The sequence below is a fragment of the Carnobacterium sp. genome (assembly GCF_040274425.1).
In genome coordinates this window covers 1-19,342 of the sequence record NZ_JBEMBC010000051.1, presented here as the reverse complement: position 1 = coordinate 19,342, position 19,342 = coordinate 1, and the positions used below count along the sequence as shown (strand labels likewise).

Here is a 19,342-nt window from a genome sequence, read left to right as displayed (position 1 = left end):
TGTAGGTCATTCGTGATCACTCCTATGTCTTCTTTAGTCGGAATTACATTTTGAGTGTACCACGAATGGCTTTTTTATTTGTCTAGCTTAATTCTACAATCGGCGTAATGTAAAATGTCAGAATAAAGGGATCAACTCTAATTGAAATCAGATATGCTTAACAAGTTTTTTTAAAGGATCTGTTCCAAAGCGATCTTCTAAATACAGAAGAATAGCTGCACAAGCATTGCTGTCTTCGAGTGCATTATGATGATTGTCTAATCGGATTCCTAAATGGTCACAAACCGTGTTCAATTTATGAGTCGGAATTTCAGTGATCAATTTCCGACTTGATTGGACAGTACATAGTGTTTGAAAGTGAGGTTGTTGCAATTGATAATAATCAAGACAACCTTGTAAAACACCACGATCAAATGGAAGATTGTGAGCAACGATCAGTTTGTTTTCTTTGAAGAAAGGTTTTATCTTTTCCCAAACTTCTGGAAAAGAAGGAGCAGTTTGGACATCTTCTTCGGTAATGCCGTGAACTTGAACATTACGCCAAAAAAATTCAGTTTCAGGTTTAATTAGAGAATAATAATGATCAACGATTTGACTATTTCTTACAACAGTCAGTGCGATTGAACAAGCACTGTGGCGTTGATGGCTAGCTGTTTCGAAATCCAATGCAACAAAGTTCATGTTTTTTCCTCCTCGAACAAGCATTCGGTTAATAGTATAAAGGATTCAAATGAAATTTGCTAGTGATAAATGTCAATAAATAAAGAAGAAAATCTCTCGTTGCTGATTTTATCAGCAGACAAAAGATTTTCTTCTTCTTTTTCTTTACTCAGTTATTTGTCTTAAGCTTCTTTTTTATGAGGGAGAAATTTAGCTAATTCCATTAAAATAACGGCAACTAAAGCTAAACCTGCAGCAATTCCCCATTGTTCCCATCCAAAATTATCTGGAATATTAAAGATTGAACGAACACCTGGAAGAACTGTCACACCATACAGAACAGAACAGAACAGAACAGCGTAAATAGCATACATATTAGAGAAGAAACCTGCTCCAATAGATGTTTGAGTATTTGAACGTGCAGGGAAAGTTTGTAAAGTACGAGCTAAGATAAGTGTAGTGAAGGCCATAGCAATACTCATTTCATTTGAATAACCTAGTCCAATATATTGTGAGATAACTACTGCAATACCAATAAGCACACCACGATAAAGAACAGATCTTAAAGTATCACCTGCGAAGATGCCTTCGTTTGGATCTCTTGGTTTACGTTCCATAACATTTGGTTCGCCTTTTTCCATTCCTAAGGCAATAGCAGGAATAGAGTCATTAACTAAGTTGATGAACAATAATTGTAAAGCAGTGAATGGGTTAACCCAGTTCATTAGTAACGCAACAATGATTGCGATAATGGCACCAAGGTTACCAGCAAATAAATAAGCAACAGCTTTTTTGATGTTATCAAATACATTACGACCAACTTCAACGGCACTAATGATTGATACGAAGTTATCATCCGTCAATACCATTGCAGCTGCATCTTTAGCTACATCTGTTCCGCTACCCATTGCGATTCCAATATCTGCTTGTTTCAGTGCAGGTGCATCATTAACACCATCACCAGTCATAGCAGAGATTTTATCTTTGTTTTGCCAAGCGCGAACGATTCTGATTTTGTTTTCTGGAGAAACACGAGCATAAACTGAAATTTTTTCCAATTTAGCGTTCAATTCGTCTTCGCTTAAAGCGTCTAATTCTTGACCAGTTAAAGCGATGTCGTCTGGTTCTGAGATTCCGATATCACGAGCAATTGCACGTGCAGTTGTTTTGTGGTCACCGGTAATCATAACTGTTTTGATACCAGCTTTTTTAGCTTGTTCTACAGCGCCATAAACAGCTTCACGAGGCGGATCGATCATAGCAACTAAACCAACTAGAATCAAGTCGTTTTCGTCTTCAAAAGTAATGTTTTCTCCTTCTGAAACAGGTTTGTAAGCAAAAGCTAATACGCGTAAAGCACGATCTGAAAAGATTTCATTTTGTTCGGCTAAAGATTTCAAGTTGTCATCTGTTAAAGGAACAACTTTTCCATCAATCAATATTTTTGAACTGCGATTAAAGACTACATCTGGGCCACCTTTTGTTAACATAAGGTTTTCGCCGTCAATTACATGAACAGTGGACATTAGCTTACGATCTGAATCAAAAGGCAACTCAGCTAATCTAGGGTAAGCATTGCGCAATTCATGGTAAGGTTTATTCACTTTATTACTGAAAGCGATCATAGCAACTTCAGTTGGGTCACCAAGTTCTTGACCTTTTTCATTGATGTTTGAATCATTTGCTAATACAGCAATTTGCATTAAACGAGCTTCATCAGTAGTCCATGTATCAGGAGTAGAATTAAAGTCGCCAGTTTGTCCATTTGGTAAGAAGTAATCAACGATCGTCATTTTATTTTGTGTTAAGGTACCCGTTTTATCTGTACAAATAACACTTGTCGAACCTAATGTTTCAACAGCTGGAAGCTTACGAATGATCGCATGTTTCTTAGCCATTTTATTTGTTCCAGTAGAAAGAACGATAGTAACGATAGATTGTAATGCTTCAGGAATGGCAGCAACAGCTACCGCAACAGCAAACATAAATGCGTTCAATAATTCAGTATTCACGTCTGTTGCTCCACCAAAGAAGATACGAGCGGCTTGGATAGCAAAGATAAGAATGGAAAGGATAAGAATACCAAATCCTAGTTTTTTACTAAAGTCGTCTAATTTTCTTTGCAATGGTGTTTGTTTAGCCACTGCATTATCAATTAAGCTAGCGACTTGTCCGATTTCAGTATTGTTACCTGTACCTGTAACAACCACAAGGCCACGACCATACGTAACTAAAGTCCCGCTATGAACCATGTTTGAACGATCTCCAACAGGTACTTCTTTTTCAACAACATCGATATTTTTGTCTGCCGGAACAGATTCACCAGTTAGCATTCCTTCATTGATTTGAAGTGATCCTGCTTCTAGTAAACGTCCATCCGCTGGAACATAATCCCCAGCATCTAAGATAACAATATCTCCTACAACAAGTTCTTTTGCGGGAATGGTTACTTTAACGCCATTACGGATTACTTTCGATTCAGGAGCAGAGAGACTGGACAACGCATCAAGTGAACTTTCAGCCTTTTTAGTTTGAATAACACTGATAACAGAGTTGATCATTAAAACAGCAAAAATGATCAATGATTCAACTACTGAACCTAACGCCATTTGGATAACGGCTACTATTAATAGCACAATAACCATTGCGTCTTTAAAAGTTGCTAAAAATAATTTTAGAACGGAATCTTTAGCTTTTTGCTTTAATTCATTTAAGCCATCGCGTTCCTGACGTGTTTTGACTTCTGCATCCTGTAAGCCTTTTGGTGAAGTCTGTAACTCTTTTAATATTGTTTCTTGGTCTTTTTGATAATTTTCCAAGTGATACACCCTTTCGTAAAAAAAATTAGACGGTTTGCTAACAGACAATGAGAGTTGACTGTAGAAACTGTTGTTAATAAGAACTAAAAAATAATGTCATTATAGTACAGTTGCCAAAAATAGTAGCATATTCACTATCATCAAACAAGTTTTATGTTGATTGGCAATGATCTTGTAAAAAACTAATCGAATCATTAGCTAAGCTTGTTTTTGTACGCTCAATATCCTCCTTTAATTGATGGTCAGTAAAATCGATAAAAAAAAGAGACTTATGCAGGATTGTCCTTATAGAGAACAATGTGCATAAGTCTCACTATTTAAGACAACACCAGAAGATCGTTGCAAATCTACTTGTTGGTGACGTTGCCACAGCTGTTGCTGCCAGTTACTCCCTTATGAAAAACTATCGATTTCATCTTAATTAGTATATAATTTTAAAAAAAAATTTGCAACAAAAAAATTCTTTTAAATGAATAGTATTTATTTTATCTAAAAATTAATTAAATTGTTTCTTTTAGAATTAATTCTACGGGACAATGATCTGAACCAACGATATCATTTAAAATCCGAGCCTCTTGCAAATGATTTTGTAGGCGAGTAGAGACACAGAAATAATCAATTCGCCAACCAGCATTCGTTTTACGGGCATTAAATCGATAATTCCACCACGTATAAGCTCCTTCCAAATCAGGGTAGAAGTAGCGAAAAGTATCAATGAATCCAGCATCTAATAAAGCAGAGAACTTCGTGCGCTCTTCTTTACTAAAACCCGCACTTAATTGATTCGTTTTCCAGTTTTTTAAATCGATATTCTCGTGAGCAACATTTAGATCGCCACAGAGAATGACTGGTTTTTCAGAATCCAATGTTTTTAAGTACAGTTGGAAATCGTCTTCCCATTGCATACGGTAATCTAAGCGTTTCAGCTCGCTTTTAGAATTAGGCGTATAACAAGTTACTACGTAATAATTAGGGTAGCTTAAAGTGATTACTCGTCCTTCTTGATCGTGTTCGGGTTTTCCAATGCCATAATTCACAGCTAAAGGTTTATGTTTGGTAAAGATAGCTGTTCCAGAATACCCCTTTTTTTCTGCATAATTCCAATAATCATAGTAACCTGGAAGTTCTAGATCTATTTGTCCTTCTTGAAGTTTAGTTTCTTGCAGACAAAAGAAATCTGCATCTAATTCTTCAAAAATTTCAACAAACCCTTTTTTTACAATGGCTCTTAAACCATTGACATTCCATGAGATAAATTTCATCAATCGATTCCTCCTAATGTAACATCTTATCTTTATTGTACAAAAGTAAAAAGAATAGTAAACCGTAGAGCATTTTAAAAGAGTAAATTCATTTGAAATATGATAGGATATGAGATGAAAATGAAAAATAGAAAAGAGGGACCGAATAATGAAAATAGGAATTATTGGTTTAGGAAATATTTCTCAAAAAGCTTATCTACCCGTAATGATGGCGTTAGATAAAGAAATAGAATGGCACTTATTTACACGTGATCAAGAAAAATTAGCTAAAATTGGTAAAAAATATCGGATATCAAATTTATATTCTTCTATAGATGAGTTACTAGGTAGCGGCATTGAAGCTGTATTTATACATACGGCCACTCATACTCATGAAGCCCTTATCAGAGAATGTATTGAAAAAGGCATCCATGTTTATGTAGATAAACCGATCAGCGAAAATATTGAAGAAGTAAAAGCGTTAATGGAGTTGGCAAAGGAAAAAGATATTTTATTGATTACAGGTTTCAATCGCCGATTCGCGCCGATGATTCAAAAAGTTAAAGAAGTTTCCAATAAAAATATGATCTTAGTTCAAAAAACAAAGCCGAACAGTTTAGGCAGTGTGAAATATGCGGTTTATGATTTGTTTATTCATGTAGTTGACACCGCTTTATTTCTATTGGATGAACCAGTTACACAAACGCACTTTAGCATTAAAGAAGAAAACGGTGAGTTGAAAACATGTGTTTTACATCTTACTACAGAACATTCCGAGTGTGTTGCAACGATGAACTATGTCTCTGGTGCTAATTCCGAATCTGTAGAAGTCCAATCGCCAACTGGAACTCATCGAGTAGTTAACTTAACAGATTATGAAATTGAAACTGCTGAATTTAAGCAAATTGTACCGTTTAATGATTGGGATCAAACTCTTGAAAAAAGAGGTTTTGCTCCACTGATTCGTGCAACGATAGCAGGTATCGAAAATCAAGTCAATCCAGTGAGTATGGAATCTTCTCTTGAAAGTCATCGTATTTGTGAACTGATCGTAGAGGGTTATGAATAATAAATCGTATGATTAAACGCGTAAGATTGGCTTTTGCCAATCTTACTTTTTTTTAAAATTTAAAATTGCTTTACTTTTATTTTAGAAAGAATATAATACATTCGTATATGATAATTTAAGAAAGTTATGAGGAGAAAAGGAATGTTTTCAAAAAAGCTTAGGAGTATACCTCCGGCTGCTAAAATAGCAATCAGTTTTGCATTTGTAATATTTATAGGATCACTTTTACTAACATTGCCTATAAGCAATCTTGAAAGTTCAGAAACAACTTACTTTGATAATTTATTTACTACAGTATCGATGGTATGTGTAACAGGTCTCTTTATCTTGCCTGTTGCAACTTCTTATACCATTTTTGGCCAAATCATTTGTATCTTCCTTATGCAAATAGGTGGATTGGGTTTAATGACGATACTTGCGACCTTAATTACGCGAATGGGAAAGAAGATGCGGTATTCAAATACTATTGCAGTTAAAGAAGCTCTTAACCACGATGAGTTAAGTGACTTTAAGACATACTTAGGATCTATTCTTAAATACACATTTGTTATCGAAGGAACTGGGATGTTACTCTTAGCTATTAGATTTGTACCCGAATTGGGGTTAGCGAGCGGGCTTTTTGTCTCATTATTTTTAGCAGTTTCTGGCTTTTGTAATGCAGGGTTCGATAATATAGGAGCTTACAGCCTACAAGAATACGTTCACGATCCTTTGGTAAATCTAGTGATCACAACGTTGATTATTCTGGGTGGTATTGGTTTCTCAGTTTGGTTTGATGTTACTCACAATATTCAATCTGTTATAAAGAATAAATGTAGAAGTGGATGGAAACGTACATATCGGATGTTGAAGATCCATACTCGTTTAGCCATTAATATGACTATAGCATTGATTGTTATTGGAACACTTGTATTCTTATTAGTAGAATGGAACAATCCGAATTCTATCGGAACTTTCACATTTGGAGAGAAAGTCTTAGCCTCATTTTTTCAAACAGTCACAATGAGAACAGCAGGGTTTGCTACCTTAGATTATGAATTAATTGAACCTTTTTCTTTATTATTTTTTATTGGAACAATGTTTATTGGAGGATCGCCTGGAGGAGCTGCTGGAGGGATCAAGACGACAACTTTTGCACTAGTAGCTTTATTGGTCATAAGTGAAATTAAAGGACAAAAGCATGTCAATTATGCGCATCATACCATTCCAATAGAAATTATTCGTCGTGCAATTGTTGTTGTTACAACGTTTTCTTTGTTTTTATTTGCTAGTGTGAGTGTACTAATGCTAGTTGAAGATCAGCCGTTTTTATACTTACTGTTTGAGGCTGTATCAGCTTTAGCAACAGTGGGTGTTAGCGTGAATTTAACGCCAGAATTGTCACATATTAGCCATGTTGTATTAATGATCTTAATGTTTGTCGGCAGAATTGGACCTATTACGATTTTATTAAGTTTGAGTAGAAAAAGTAAGCTTACAAAAGATCAATTATATGCTAAGACAACCATTTTAATTGGATAGGAGAACAAAAAAATGTCAGTAAAAACAATCGGTGTATTAGGCCTTGGAGTCTTCGGATCATCAATTGCGAAAGAATTAAATGAATTTGATTGCGACGTTATTGCGGTCGATAGAGATATGGATAATGTCGAACGTGTTGAACCTTATGTAACGCAAGCTGTACAAGGTAATATCACGGATTTAAATTTTTTACGTAGTATTGGTTTAGATAATTGTGATGTAGTAGTAGTGGCAACTGGTACAAGTTTAGAATCTAGCGTTTTAGCGATTATGAATTGTAAAAAATTAGGTGTAGCTTCTATTATTGCAAAAGCGAAAAACAAATCGTTTATGGAAGTACTTTATGAAATTGGAGCTACAAAAGTTATTCGCCCTGAAAAGGAAGCGGGAACTCGCGTAGCAAAAAATGTCTTAAGAAGACACATTACGGATATTGTTGATCTAGATGAGGATTACGCAGTTATTGAATTTAGACCGCCAATTCGTTGGATTGGTAAAACGTTTGATGAATTAGACTTACGACAAAAATATGAAATCAATATTATCGGAGTCAGGAAAACAGCTCAAAAACGAATGGATGTTTCATTTAGCCCAGACTATCGCATCGAAGAGGGAACTGTTCTTGTAGGAATAGCAGAGTCAGAAGTATTTGAACGTTACGATTATCTAAACAAATTGAAGTAACTTGAGTTTTTTATAGGATTGGGACACTTGTCTCAGTCCTATTTTTTTAAAACGAAAGTTATGTTAAAAAACTACTAAATCTTTAGTTTAAAGCGAATACAAACTACAAAAAAGAAAGATTGCATGTTAAACTAGAGATAATGATGGAATTTTTTTGAAATAAAGATTTTTGTTAAATTCATTAAAAAGTAGAGCGATAGGCTCCACTCATACGAAAGGGTATTAAACACTATGTCAATTAAAGAATTTAAACAGCACTTTCCAAAACTGATCCTAAAAGAAAATGAACCTTTATCTCTATATACGTACACAAAAACAGGCGGACCAGCTGATGTAGTAGTCTTTCCTAAAACAACTGAAGAAGTAAAAGATGTTGTAGGCTGGGTAAAAAAAGAATCACTGCCGTTAACGGTTTTAGGCAATGCAAGTAACCTGATTGTTAAAGATGGCGGGATACGCGGTGTTGTCATGATATTAACGGAAATGAAACAAATTAAAATTGAAAAGAAAAAAATAATCGTTCAAAGCGGGGCACGTTTGATCGATACTTCTTATGCAGCTTATGAAGCTGAACTTACTGGATTGGAATTTGCATGTGGAATCCCCGGCAGTATTGGTGGAGCAGTTTATATGAATGCTGGAGCATATGACGGCGAAGTGAGTGAAGTGATTGAATCTGTTACAGTATTGACTCTTGATGGTGAAATTAAGACAATGGATAATCATGAATTAGAATTTAGTTACCGTCATAGTCGTATCCAAGAAATTCAAGATATCGTTTTAGAAGTTGTTTTTCAATTGAAAAAAGGCCACACAGTTGAGATAAAGGAAAGAATGGATGAATTGACCTTCTTAAGAGAATCGAAACAACCTTTAGAATACCCTTCATGTGGAAGTGTTTTTAAACGTCCGGCCGGTTATTTTACTGGTAAATTAATTCAAGAAGCTGGTTTGCAAGGGAAAATATGGGGTGGAGCACAAATTTCAATGAAGCATGCCGGGTTTATCGTAAACATCAATCATGCAACCGCAACAGATTACATTGAATTGATCCAACATATCCAAGAAGTCATTTTAGAAAAGGACGGCGTAAAGCTTGTTCCTGAAGTCCGCATTATCGGAGAAGATCAATAAGATCCAACCTATAATATGGCACGCCAAATTAAGGAAAAAAGTGAAGTATAGTTAATGAAGAAATAAGTTGGAAACTCTAGAAGAGAAATCTTCTAGAGTTTTTTTAGGTAGTTCATGAAAAATTTGGACTAAAGCTTTAGAAACATAGTGTAGAGACTTTGTAGAGTAGATTTAATAGTTAAAAAAAGATAAGAATGTTCAGTAGAAATGCTATAGAGTAGATTTGCTAACGAAAGGTGCCAAGGAATAGTCAGTAGAGGCGCTGTAGAGTAGATTTGTTAACGAAAGGAGCCAAGGAATAGTTAGTAGAGATGCTATAAAGTAGATTTGTTAACGAAATTGAACTTCCACTAGTAAATATAAGAATGATTTATTACCCAAAGGCATCAATTGGTTGAAAAGAATCGTATCTAGGTTGAATTGGATACGATTTTTTTAGTTGCATTTTGAAAAAAAGGATTTATAATAAAAAAGGTCTTAGTAAACACTGAAGTTACTGACAGTAAACTTTAGTGAGTTGTAGTTTACTAGTGGTAAACAAGCGAACTCGAAGGAGAGTTTTTATGGAAATTGGAAATCGAATTAAAAATTTAAGAATTCAAAAAAATTTAACACAAGAAGAGTTAGCAGAACGCACCAATTTGAGTAAAGGATACATTTCTCAAGTTGAAAGAGATTTAAGTGTACCTTCAATGGAAGTTTTTTTTGATATTTTAGAAGTTTTGGGATGCAGTCCAAAAGATTTCTTCGACGAAAAACAAGAAGAACAACGAGTGGTTTATACAAATGATGAGATGACCGTCTATGAAGATGATGAAAAAGGGTATGAGATAAAATGGCTTGTACCTGAATCCAATGAAAATGAAATGGAACCTGTTTTTCTTAAATTTGCTGAAAAAGGTCAATTTAAAGAATTTAGTCCTTCATTATCCGAGACATTTGGCTATGTTTTAGAAGGCGAAATTTGTATTGAAATTGGATTAAAGAGGTATTTTGCTAAAAAAGGCGAATCTATTTATTTTCATGCTACTCAAAATCATCAACTGATGAATCAATTTAACGGTGAGAGTTTACTATTGTTAGTAGTTACAGATTCTTATCTTTAATAAACCCTTCCACTAAGGTTTTGGGAGCTATCTGGTAAAAAAGGTTAAATTCATTATAAGGGAGAAAAATAAATGACAAATAGTGCAATTATTACATTTGAGAATGTAAAAAAACAATACGATGATGATGAACCCGTTTTAAAAAATATCAATTTTGAAATTGAACAGGGAAAATTTTATACCTTGCTTGGACCATCTGGATGTGGAAAAACAACCATTTTAAATTTAATTGCTGGTTTCACGGAGACATCAGAAGGTACGATCACATTGGATGGAAAAAAAGTAAATGATGTTCCTGCTAATAAACGTAAAGTAAATACAGTTTTTCAAGACTATGCCTTATTTCCACATATGAATGTTTTTGAAAATGTAGCTTTTGGCTTAAGAATCAAAAAATTAGATAAAAAGGTTATCAAAGATAAAGTAGAAAACGTATTGAAAATGGTTCAATTATCGGGCTATGAAGACCGTGCAATCAGTGAAATGTCTGGTGGACAACGTCAACGTGTCGCTATTGCTCGTGCCTTAGTAAATGAACCAGAAGTGTTGTTATTAGATGAACCTTTATCCGCACTTGATTTAAAATTGAGAACAGAAATGCAATATGAACTGCGCGAATTGCAACAACGTTTGGGTATCACATTTGTATTTGTGACTCATGACCAAGAAGAAGCGTTAGCAATGAGTGATGAAATATTTGTTATGAAAAATGGCGAGATTATTCAAAGCGGCACTCCAGTAGATGTTTACGATGAGCCAATCAATCGTTATGTTGCAGATTTTATTGGAGAGAGCAATATTGTTAAAGGCACGATGGTCCAAGACTATGAAGTTTCTTTTGTCGGCCATACATTTGAATGTGTAGATGCAGGGATGAAACCGAATGAAAAAGTTGAAATCGTTTTGCGTCCAGAAGACTTAGCCTTAACCACAGTAGAAAAAGGGAAGTTAACGGTTAAAGTGGACACGCAATTGTTCCGCGGTGTGCATTATGAAATTATCGGTTATGACCGCGAAAACAACGAATGGATGGTACATTCGACTAAAAAAGCAGTTGTGGGAAATGAAGTAGGCTTGTATTTTGAACCGGAAGATATCCACGTTATGCGATTTAATGAAACAGAACAAGACTTTGATGCTCGTCTTGAAAGCTACGAAGAAGAATAGGAGGAGAACGATGACGAAAAAATCTAATGTGTTTTATTTTATACCATACACTTTTTGGTTGCTCTTATTTGTTGTTGCTCCTTTACTCTTAATTGTATATCAGTCATTTTTTACTGTTGATGGGCAATTTACTTTAGGGAATTATCAAACGTATTTTCAATCAGGTACCTATCTTAGAATGACCTTGAACTCATTTTGGTATGCATTCCTCATTACATTATTTACTTTGCTAATCAGTTACCCGACTGCGTATTTTTTGAGTAAAACAAAGCACAAACAATTGTGGCTATTATTGATTATTCTACCAACTTGGATCAATTTATTATTAAAAGCCTATGCGTTTATCGGCATCTTTAGTGCAAATGGCACAGTTAACGATTTCCTTTCTTTTGTCGGAATAGGAAGACAGCAGTTACTATTTACTGATTTTAGTTTCCTAGCGGTTGCAACGTATATAGAAATTCCGTTTATGATTTTGCCTATACTCAATGCACTTGAAGAAATGAATCCTTCTTTTATTCGAGCAAGTCGTGATTTAGGTGCGAATAGTTTTGAAACATTTAGAAGAGTGGTGTTTCCTTTAACACTAAATGGCGTAAAAAGTGGCGTTCAAGCGGTCTTTATTCCCTCTTTATCCCTTTTCATGTTGACACGTTTAATCGGAGGGAATCGAGTTATCACTTTAGGAACAGCTATTGAGCAACATTTCTTAGTCACTCAAAACTGGGGTATGGGTTCAACGATTGGCGTTGTATTGATTATTGCAATGATTCTCATCATGCTCTTTACAGGGGAAAAGAAAAAGAAAGGGGCAGTTCGTAAATGAAAAAAAAGCGGTTTAAATGGTCGAACCTCTATTTGATTTTTGTATTTATCGTTTTATACGCACCGATTGCCTTCTTGATTTTTTACTCGTTTAATGATGGTGGAACAATGAATAGTTTTACAGGCTTTACATTAGATAATTATATCGCAGTATTTGAAGATACACGGTTGATTGGTATCGTTTTAGACACGCTCCTTATTGCGTTGTTGTCTTCTTTATTAGCAACGACTATTGGAACATTTGGAGCAATTGGAATTTACTTTTTGAAAAAAAGAAAAACAAGAAATGCTGTACTAAGCTTCAATAACATTTTGCTGGTTTCTCCTGACGTAATCATTGGAGCAAGTTTTTTGATATTGTTTACCTTTATCGGATTTCGTCTAGGGTTTACATCAGTATTATTATCTCATGTTGCTTTTAGTATTCCGATTGTTGTGTTAATGGTGCTGCCAAAGTTACAAGAAATGAATGACACGATGATTAAAGCAGCACGAGATTTAGGCGCAAATACTTGGCAAGTACTGACAAAAGTAATTCTTCCCAGCATTACTCCGGGTATTTTAGCAGGCTATTTTATGGCATTTACTTACTCGCTAGATGATTTTGCGGTAACCTTCTTTGTCACAGGAAATGGGTTTACAACATTAGCTGTAGAGATCTACTCAAGAGCTCGACAAGGAGTAAGTTTGGAAATCAATGCTTTAAGTGCTTTAATGTTTGTCTTTGCATTGATTCTAGTTGTTGGTTATTACTTTATCCAACAGCACAATTTGACAAAAAAACAAAAGAACAAAAAACGACAACATGCTGAGGCGGTGGGCATGCGATGAAAAAATTACTATTCATGGTTTTAGCTATTCTAGTAGTTTGTGGGGGCTTGTACCTTGGTGCAGATCAACTAGAAAAGGCACAAGGGATCACAGGAGAAAACAGTTTGAATTTGTACAACTGGGGAGACTATATTGATCCAGAATTGATCACTAAGTTTGAAGAGGAAACGGGTTATAGAGTAACCTATGAAACCTTCGATTCTAACGAAGCAATGTACACAAAAATAGAACAAGGTGGAACGAATTATGATTTAGCCGTTCCTAGTGAATACATGATTGAGCGGATGATCGATGAAAATTTATTGATTGAATTAGATCAGTCAAAAATTAAAGGACTCAATAATATTGATGCTCAATTTTTGGATCAACCATTTGACCCAGACAATCAATATTCTATTCCTTATTTTTGGGGAACATTAGGAATCATCTACAATGACAAATTTGTGGATGAAGATGCCATTCAAAATTGGGATGACTTATGGAATCCAGATTTGAAAAATAAAGTTATGTTGATTGATGGGGCGCGTGAAATTATTGGTTTATCATTGAATAGTGAAGGGGAATCTTTAAACTCAAAAGATGATGAACAACTAGCTGCTGCAGCTAAAAACTTAGACAGTTTGACGCCTAACGTAAAAGCTATTGTTGCGGACGAAATCAAAATGTATATGATTCAAGAAGAAGCTTCAGTAGCCGTTACCTTTTCGGGTGAGGCATCTGAAATGTTATGGGAAAATGAAAATCTTCATTACGTCATTCCAAGCGAAGGCTCAAATTTATGGTTTGATAATTTTGTCATTCCAAAAACGGCTAAAAACTTTGATGCAGCTTATGCATTTATCAACTTCATGTTAGAACCAGAAAATGCAGCACAAAATGCCGAGTACGTAGGCTACTCAACGCCTAATGAAGTAGCTTTGGAACTCTTGCCAGCTGAAATAACAGAAGATGAACAATTTTATCCAAATGAAGAAACCATGAAAAATCTAGAAGTCTACGAAGACTTAGGTTCCGAATACATCGGTATCTATAACGACTACTTCCTAGAATTCAAAATGCACAGAAAATAAGGATGCGGAGAGACCCTGAAAGACACGCAGTAAAAACAGGAAATCACAAAGATGATGTTCCATCTTCGGCGTGATTTATCTTTTTTACAAAGTGTCTGGGTCTCGCAGCTCAACTAAAGGATGCGGAGTTCGACGTTTAGGCTCGAAAGAAAAACAAAGAATTTCGTAGAGGATGTTTCATCCTCGCAGAGATTCTGTTTTTTCCGAGAGCCTGTCGAACGCAGCTCAACTAAACCAGGATGTGTAGCATACCGCTTAGACTTGACAGAAAAACAAGGAATTCTGTAAGGGATGTTTCATCCCTGCAAGAATTACGTTTTTTCCGAAAGTCTGGGAAGTGAAGCTCAACTAGAAGGATGCGGAGTATCTCGCTAATCCTTGTAAAAAACTAAACAGCAAAACCCACTGAAGAGTTTGCACCTTCAGTGGGTTTTGCTGTTTAATGGACAAATAAAGTGTGTTTTATCAAAGATTTGTCCAATTTAAAACTAAAATTGAATAATTCGTTAAAAACTAATAATCATCCTTTTTATGGATTATTTTTAGTTGTGAATACTCAACAGAGTAGGCATTATGCTATACTAATAAAGAATAAAAGTACGCATCAGGAGGATCAAAAGGATGAATTTAAAACAATTAGTTGGGGAAAAAGCGGCAGAATATGTAACAGAAGGTATGGTTGTTGGATTAGGAACTGGGTCAACGGCTTATTATATGGTTGAAGCTCTTGGAAAGCGCGTTAAAAAGGGACTGACGATTACCGGAGTAACAACTTCCACTCGTACAAAAGAACAAGCTGAACAGTTAGGTATTCCATTAAAAACAATTGATGAAGTTGAAAAAGTAGATATAACAATTGATGGTGCAGATGAGATCGACGCTAACTATCAAGGAATAAAAGGTGGAGGAGGAGCTCTTCTATTTGAAAAAATTGTTGCAGATTATTCAAAAAAAGTGATATGGATCGTTGATGAGAGTAAAATGGTCGAAACATTGGGTGCATTTCCTTTACCAATAGAAGTATTGCCTTATGGCAGTCAGCAATTGATGCGTATATTTGATGAAAAAGGATTCCAACCGTCGATGAGAAAAAATGAGAATGACGAGAACTATTTAACAGATGGCGAACATTATATCATTGATTTACATATGGCTAAGATAGAAGATCCTCAGTCATTAGCTTTATGGTTAGACGGGTTAACAGGCGTTATGGAACATGGACTGTTTCTTGATCGTGTGAATACTATCATTGTAGGGCGTGAATCCGGTTTAGAAATTATTGAGGCACGCTAAAAATAAAGGAACTATCTAGAAGAGAACTATGGCTAAAAGATTGGCAAATGATGAGGGAATTGTTAGAACGTGCAAGTAGTGAAAACGTTTTTTTGAAGATTGTGGTAAGATAAGTGAATCAATTTAAATAAAGGGGCATCAGCTAAATGAGAATGGTCGATTTGATTACAAAAAAACAACATGGAAATGCTTTAACTACTGAAGAGATCAATACCATGATCGAAGAATATACAGAAGGTAAAATTCCAGAGTACCAAATGAGTGCAATGTTGATGGCAATTTACTTTAAAGATATGGATGATCGCGAGAAAAGTGATCTAACGATGAGTATCGTTCATTCTGGCGAAGAAATTGATTTGTCAGCCATTAAAGGTGTGAAGGTAGACAAACACTCCACAGGTGGAGTAGGCGATACAACAACGCTTGTTTTGGCTCCTTTAGTAGCAAGTTTAGGTATTCCAATGGCTAAGATGAGTGGACGCGGTCTTGGTCACACAGGTGGTACAATTGATAAATTAGAAGCCATTCCAGGATTTAACGTAGAATTGACTCAAGAAAAATTTATTGAATTAGTAAATGAAAATAAAGTAGCTGTAATTGGACAATCCGGTAACTTAACACCAGCAGATAAAAAATTGTACGCTCTTAGAGATGTAACAAGCACAGTTGAATCTATTCCATTGATTGCAAGTTCGATCATGAGTAAAAAAATAGCAGCCGGAGCAGATGCTATTGTATTAGATGTGAAAACAGGTGCAGGAGCCTTCATGAAGACAACAGATGATGCTAGATTATTAGCTCACGCTATGGTTCAAATCGGAAACCGCGTTGGACGTAATACGATGGCCGTTATTTCAGATATGAGTCAACCACTAGGTTTTGCAATCGGTAATGCTTTAGAAGTTAAAGAAGCAATCGATGCTTTAAATGGCAAAGGGCCTGCTGACTTAATGGACTTGTGTTTAACATTAGGAAGCCAGATGGTTCACTTAGCTGGCATAGGAAAAGATTTAGACGAAGCAAGATCTTTATTAGAAGAGTCCATTAGCAACGGTAAAGCACTTGAAAAATTCAAAACGTTTATTGCTTCTCAAGGCGGAGACACGAGCGTTATTGATAATCCAGAGTTATTGCCAAAATCAGATTACCAAATTGATGTTTTAGCAAATAGAGACGGATATGTTTCTGAAATCATAGCAGATGAATTAGGAATTGCTGCTATGATGTTAGGTGCTGGACGCGCAACCAAAGAAAGTGAAATTGATTTGGCAGTAGGTATTGTCTTGCATAAAAAAGTAGGCGATGCTGTTAAAAAAGGTGAAGCATTGTTGACCATCCATACAAATCAAGAAGAAGTTCCAGAAGTAGAACAAAAGATCTGGGAAGGTATCACAATAGCTGATTCAGCTACACCAATCCCCTTAATTCATGAAGTTATCTTAAATTAATAGATGAAATTAAAAAGAGTGTTGAGAAAAAATCTCAACACTCTTTTTGTTATTTTTTATGAGGATCCGAAAATAAATAGTAAAGAACATAAAGAATAATACCAAAAATTCCAACGATTAAGATGACACCCATTAAAGCGTGCAAGATAGCCCAAAATCCTCCACTATAAACAGCGTTTTTAAGTGCTGGTACAAAAAAGTACACTAAAAAATAACCAATACTAACAAAGAAAGATCCAATGACTATTCTTTTTAACATGTATATTGACTCCTTTCATATGTCATTCAATAGGTTTACATTATCAAAAGTGGGAAAGAGTTACAATCTAATTTAGTTAAACCAACTTTTTCGTAGCGTCAATTAACTAGAAGTTCTACTAAAAAAACGTAACAATATGATATACTAGCTGTTACACGTTCGTTAGGAGGGATTGGAAAATGGAAAAACAAGATTGGATGGATGGATTAAAAGTGATTTATCCAGTCATGATCAGTTATGTGCCGTTGGGATTAGCCGGTGGTATGGTTTTATATGACGCAGGATTTAATGCGGTAACTATTTTAGCAATGAGTTTACTCGTTTTTGGAGGAGCAGCTCAATTTATGGCGGCTTCAATGGTAAGTATGGGAGCTTCAATTCCAGCAATTATTACAATGACATTCTTTTTAAATCTGCGACATTTATTGATGAGCTCCAGTATGTCTGGTTTTATCAAAAAACCGTCTCTACCATTCACTCTTTTTTTTAGTCATACTCTAGCGGATGAGTCATTTGCTATTAATTACAATCAGTTTAAAAATCATGAATGGACTGCAAATAAAGCTTTATCGATTAATGTCTTAAATTACCTTACATGGTCTTTCAGCACGTTTATTGGTGCGATTGTCGGTAGTGCTTGGGTTATTGATACAACAATCATAAATTATGTTTTAATTGCTATGTTTATCAGTTTATTAGTCAGTCAATTTGTATCTAAACTGTACGTTTTTGTGGGGTTAACAGCCGGAGTATTGGCTGTTGTTTTTACAATTCTTTTAAAACATACGATTGCACTAGTGATTGCAGCAATATTAGCCTCTTTTATCGGCTATTTTGCTGATGAATACCTAACGAAAAAAAACGAAAAAATAGGAAATGAGGGGATAGATTATGACTAGTCAGCAACTACAGCTAATCCTAGGTATGGCAATCGTCACCTACATCCCACGAGTATTGCCAATGCTTGTTTTAAGCAATCGTTCCGTACCAGATAAAATTTCAAAATGGATGTCATTTATTCCCGTATCCATATTTGCAGCTTTAATATTTTCGGATATTTTCTTTTGGGAAGGCCAATTTAATATCGATCCAATTAATAATATAAAACTGATTCCTTCTGTTATTGTCTTTTTTGTGGCCTATAAAACAAAAAATCTTTTATGGTCTATGGTATTAGGAATTAGTGCAATTACTTTAATGGTGTATATGCTTTAAAAAATGAAAGAATAAATGTTCAAATGAAGTGCAAAATGCTACAATTATTTTGCTTAAAAAGTATACTTTAGGGACTAAGGCCATTATTGGAGGGGAAGAACGAAAATGATTTATAAATGTGATGAAAGTAAGCGAGAAGATGTATTGAATTTTCTCTATCAGGACCCGAGTGTAAATTTGTTTGCTATTGGCGATATTGAAACATATGGAGTTGATTATTTTGATGTAGATGTATGGGCTTACGTCAACAATAAGGATGATATTATTGGTGTTTTAGTGCGTTACAAAGAAAATCTTATGCCGATCCATGGGAAAGATTTTGAGGGATTCGATACTTTCTTACCCTTGATCCAAAGCTTGAGCCCTATGTACATCTCTGGTAGTGAGGAAGTCATTGCTCAATATGAAGAAGAGTTTGTGGATTATGAAAAAGAAGAAACCTGTTTGGCTGAGTGCAAAGAGTTGGAAATGGAAAGCCCACTTCTTCAACAAGTTGTTCCCTTAGATAAAGAAGATATTCAATCTTATATTGATTCTCTAAAAGAAACAGGTATGAAGCATGAACAAACCATTGAAGAGATTGCAAGTGACTTGGATTTAAATAAGAGTGGAATCCAAGTGATTAAAGACGAAAATGGTAAAATTATTTCCTCTGGCAGAATTGCCATTGAAACAAAACTTTCAGGTATGATACTAGCTGTTGGTACGATTGAAAGCTACCGCAAGCAGGGATACGCAACTGCTGTAGTGTCTGCTTTGGTGAATGATTGTAACATGAAGAATAAAACGGCTTGTTTATTTTATTCGGATCCGGATGTTGGCCGATTGTATCAACATTTGGGCTTTAAGGATACACAAAAATGGATCATACTAAAAAATAAAGAAGCGTAAGAAACAGCATACAAAAAAGGTCAACCAGTGAATTCTGAACTGGTCCCTGTCAAGTAGACAGTGTAAAAAATAAAAACATATTTGTTTTAGACTTATGCTATGTGCATAA

The 19,342-nt window shown here is 35.1% G+C and carries 18 protein-coding genes; 14 read left to right on the top strand and 4 right to left on the bottom strand.

Annotation, left to right across the window (positions count from 1 at the left end; translation table 11 throughout):
* Window positions 1-147 precede the first annotated feature (147 nt).
* The 3 genes from ABS911_RS10175 to ABS911_RS10165 all read right to left on the bottom strand — a co-directional run bounded on the left by ABS911_RS10175 (window position 148) and on the right by ABS911_RS10165 (window position 4,741).
* Window positions 148-705, bottom strand: coding sequence for a 3'-5' exonuclease (locus ABS911_RS10175; RefSeq protein ID WP_350467500.1), 558 nt, complete (start codon window positions 703-705; stop codon window positions 148-150).
* A gap of 137 nt (window positions 706-842) precedes the next feature.
* Window positions 843-3,479, bottom strand: coding sequence for a cation-translocating P-type ATPase (locus ABS911_RS10170; RefSeq protein ID WP_350467499.1), 2,637 nt, complete (start codon window positions 3,477-3,479; stop codon window positions 843-845).
* A 500-nt stretch (window positions 3,480-3,979) separates the two neighbouring features.
* Window positions 3,980-4,741, bottom strand: a complete 762-nt coding sequence (locus tag ABS911_RS10165; RefSeq protein ID WP_350467501.1) for an exodeoxyribonuclease III — start codon at window positions 4,739-4,741, stop codon at window positions 3,980-3,982.
* 148 nt (window positions 4,742-4,889) lie between these two features.
* On the opposite strand from ABS911_RS10165, the gene ABS911_RS10160 reads away from it, so the two are divergent.
* From ABS911_RS10160 to ABS911_RS10110, 11 genes are all read left to right on the top strand, one after another.
* Window positions 4,890-5,789 (top strand): Gfo/Idh/MocA family protein, encoded by a 900-nt coding sequence (locus ABS911_RS10160; RefSeq protein ID WP_350467498.1) that lies wholly within the window; start codon window positions 4,890-4,892, stop codon window positions 5,787-5,789.
* A 141-nt stretch (window positions 5,790-5,930) separates the two neighbouring features.
* Window positions 5,931-7,310, top strand: a complete 1,380-nt coding sequence (locus tag ABS911_RS10155) for a TrkH family potassium uptake protein (protein ID WP_350467497.1) — start codon at window positions 5,931-5,933, stop codon at window positions 7,308-7,310.
* Window positions 7,311-7,322: 12 nt separating this feature from the next.
* On the top strand, window positions 7,323-7,994 hold the full coding sequence (locus tag ABS911_RS10150) for a potassium channel family protein (RefSeq protein ID WP_350467496.1): 672 nt from the start codon (window positions 7,323-7,325) through the stop codon (window positions 7,992-7,994).
* A gap of 231 nt (window positions 7,995-8,225) precedes the next feature.
* The gene (gene murB / locus ABS911_RS10145) at window positions 8,226-9,128 is read left to right on the top strand and encodes a UDP-N-acetylmuramate dehydrogenase (protein WP_350467495.1); all 903 of its coding nucleotides are present in this window, start codon (window positions 8,226-8,228) and stop codon (window positions 9,126-9,128) included.
* A gap of 563 nt (window positions 9,129-9,691) precedes the next feature.
* The gene (locus tag ABS911_RS10140) at window positions 9,692-10,234 is read left to right on the top strand and encodes a helix-turn-helix domain-containing protein (RefSeq protein WP_350451034.1); all 543 of its coding nucleotides are present in this window, start codon (window positions 9,692-9,694) and stop codon (window positions 10,232-10,234) included.
* Between the two features lie 72 nt (window positions 10,235-10,306).
* Window positions 10,307-11,401 carry an ABC transporter ATP-binding protein gene (locus tag ABS911_RS10135; RefSeq protein WP_350467494.1) on the top strand — a complete coding sequence of 365 codons (1,095 nt, stop codon included), beginning with the start codon at window positions 10,307-10,309 and terminating at the stop codon, window positions 11,399-11,401.
* A gap of 10 nt (window positions 11,402-11,411) precedes the next feature.
* Window positions 11,412-12,227, top strand: coding sequence for an ABC transporter permease (locus ABS911_RS10130; protein ID WP_350467493.1), 816 nt, complete (start codon window positions 11,412-11,414; stop codon window positions 12,225-12,227).
* On the top strand, window positions 12,224-13,057 hold the full coding sequence (locus ABS911_RS10125) for an ABC transporter permease (RefSeq protein ID WP_350467492.1): 834 nt from the start codon (window positions 12,224-12,226) through the stop codon (window positions 13,055-13,057). The genes ABS911_RS10130 and ABS911_RS10125 overlap by 4 nt, the downstream gene beginning before the upstream one ends.
* On the top strand, window positions 13,054-14,127 hold the full coding sequence (locus tag ABS911_RS10120; protein ID WP_350467491.1) for an ABC transporter substrate-binding protein: 1,074 nt from the start codon (window positions 13,054-13,056) through the stop codon (window positions 14,125-14,127). Before ABS911_RS10125 ends, ABS911_RS10120 begins: the two co-directional genes overlap by 4 nt.
* 621 nt (window positions 14,128-14,748) lie before the next feature.
* Window positions 14,749-15,420, top strand: coding sequence for a ribose-5-phosphate isomerase RpiA (gene rpiA / locus ABS911_RS10115; protein WP_350467490.1), 672 nt, complete (start codon window positions 14,749-14,751; stop codon window positions 15,418-15,420).
* Between the two features lie 146 nt (window positions 15,421-15,566).
* Window positions 15,567-16,868: a pyrimidine-nucleoside phosphorylase gene (locus ABS911_RS10110; protein ID WP_350467489.1), complete on the top strand. Its 1,302-nt coding sequence runs from the start codon at window positions 15,567-15,569 to the stop codon at window positions 16,866-16,868.
* Window positions 16,869-16,917: 49 nt separating this feature from the next.
* Here the strand turns inward: ABS911_RS10110 and ABS911_RS10105 are convergent, their stop codons facing one another.
* Window positions 16,918-17,127, bottom strand: a complete 210-nt coding sequence (locus tag ABS911_RS10105; protein ID WP_013711450.1) for a hypothetical protein — start codon at window positions 17,125-17,127, stop codon at window positions 16,918-16,920.
* 179 nt (window positions 17,128-17,306) lie between these two features.
* Between ABS911_RS10105 and ABS911_RS10100 the strand changes: the two genes are divergently transcribed.
* From ABS911_RS10100 to ABS911_RS10090, 3 genes are all read left to right on the top strand, one after another.
* Window positions 17,307-18,026: an AzlC family ABC transporter permease gene (locus ABS911_RS10100; protein WP_350467488.1), complete on the top strand. Its 720-nt coding sequence runs from the start codon at window positions 17,307-17,309 to the stop codon at window positions 18,024-18,026.
* Window positions 18,019-18,342, top strand: coding sequence for an AzlD domain-containing protein (locus tag ABS911_RS10095; RefSeq protein WP_350467487.1), 324 nt, complete (start codon window positions 18,019-18,021; stop codon window positions 18,340-18,342). Before ABS911_RS10100 ends, ABS911_RS10095 begins: the two co-directional genes overlap by 8 nt.
* A 105-nt stretch (window positions 18,343-18,447) precedes the next feature.
* Window positions 18,448-19,233, top strand: a complete 786-nt coding sequence (locus ABS911_RS10090) for a GNAT family N-acetyltransferase (RefSeq protein WP_350467486.1) — start codon at window positions 18,448-18,450, stop codon at window positions 19,231-19,233.
* The last annotated feature ends 109 nt before the right edge of the window (window positions 19,234-19,342 follow it).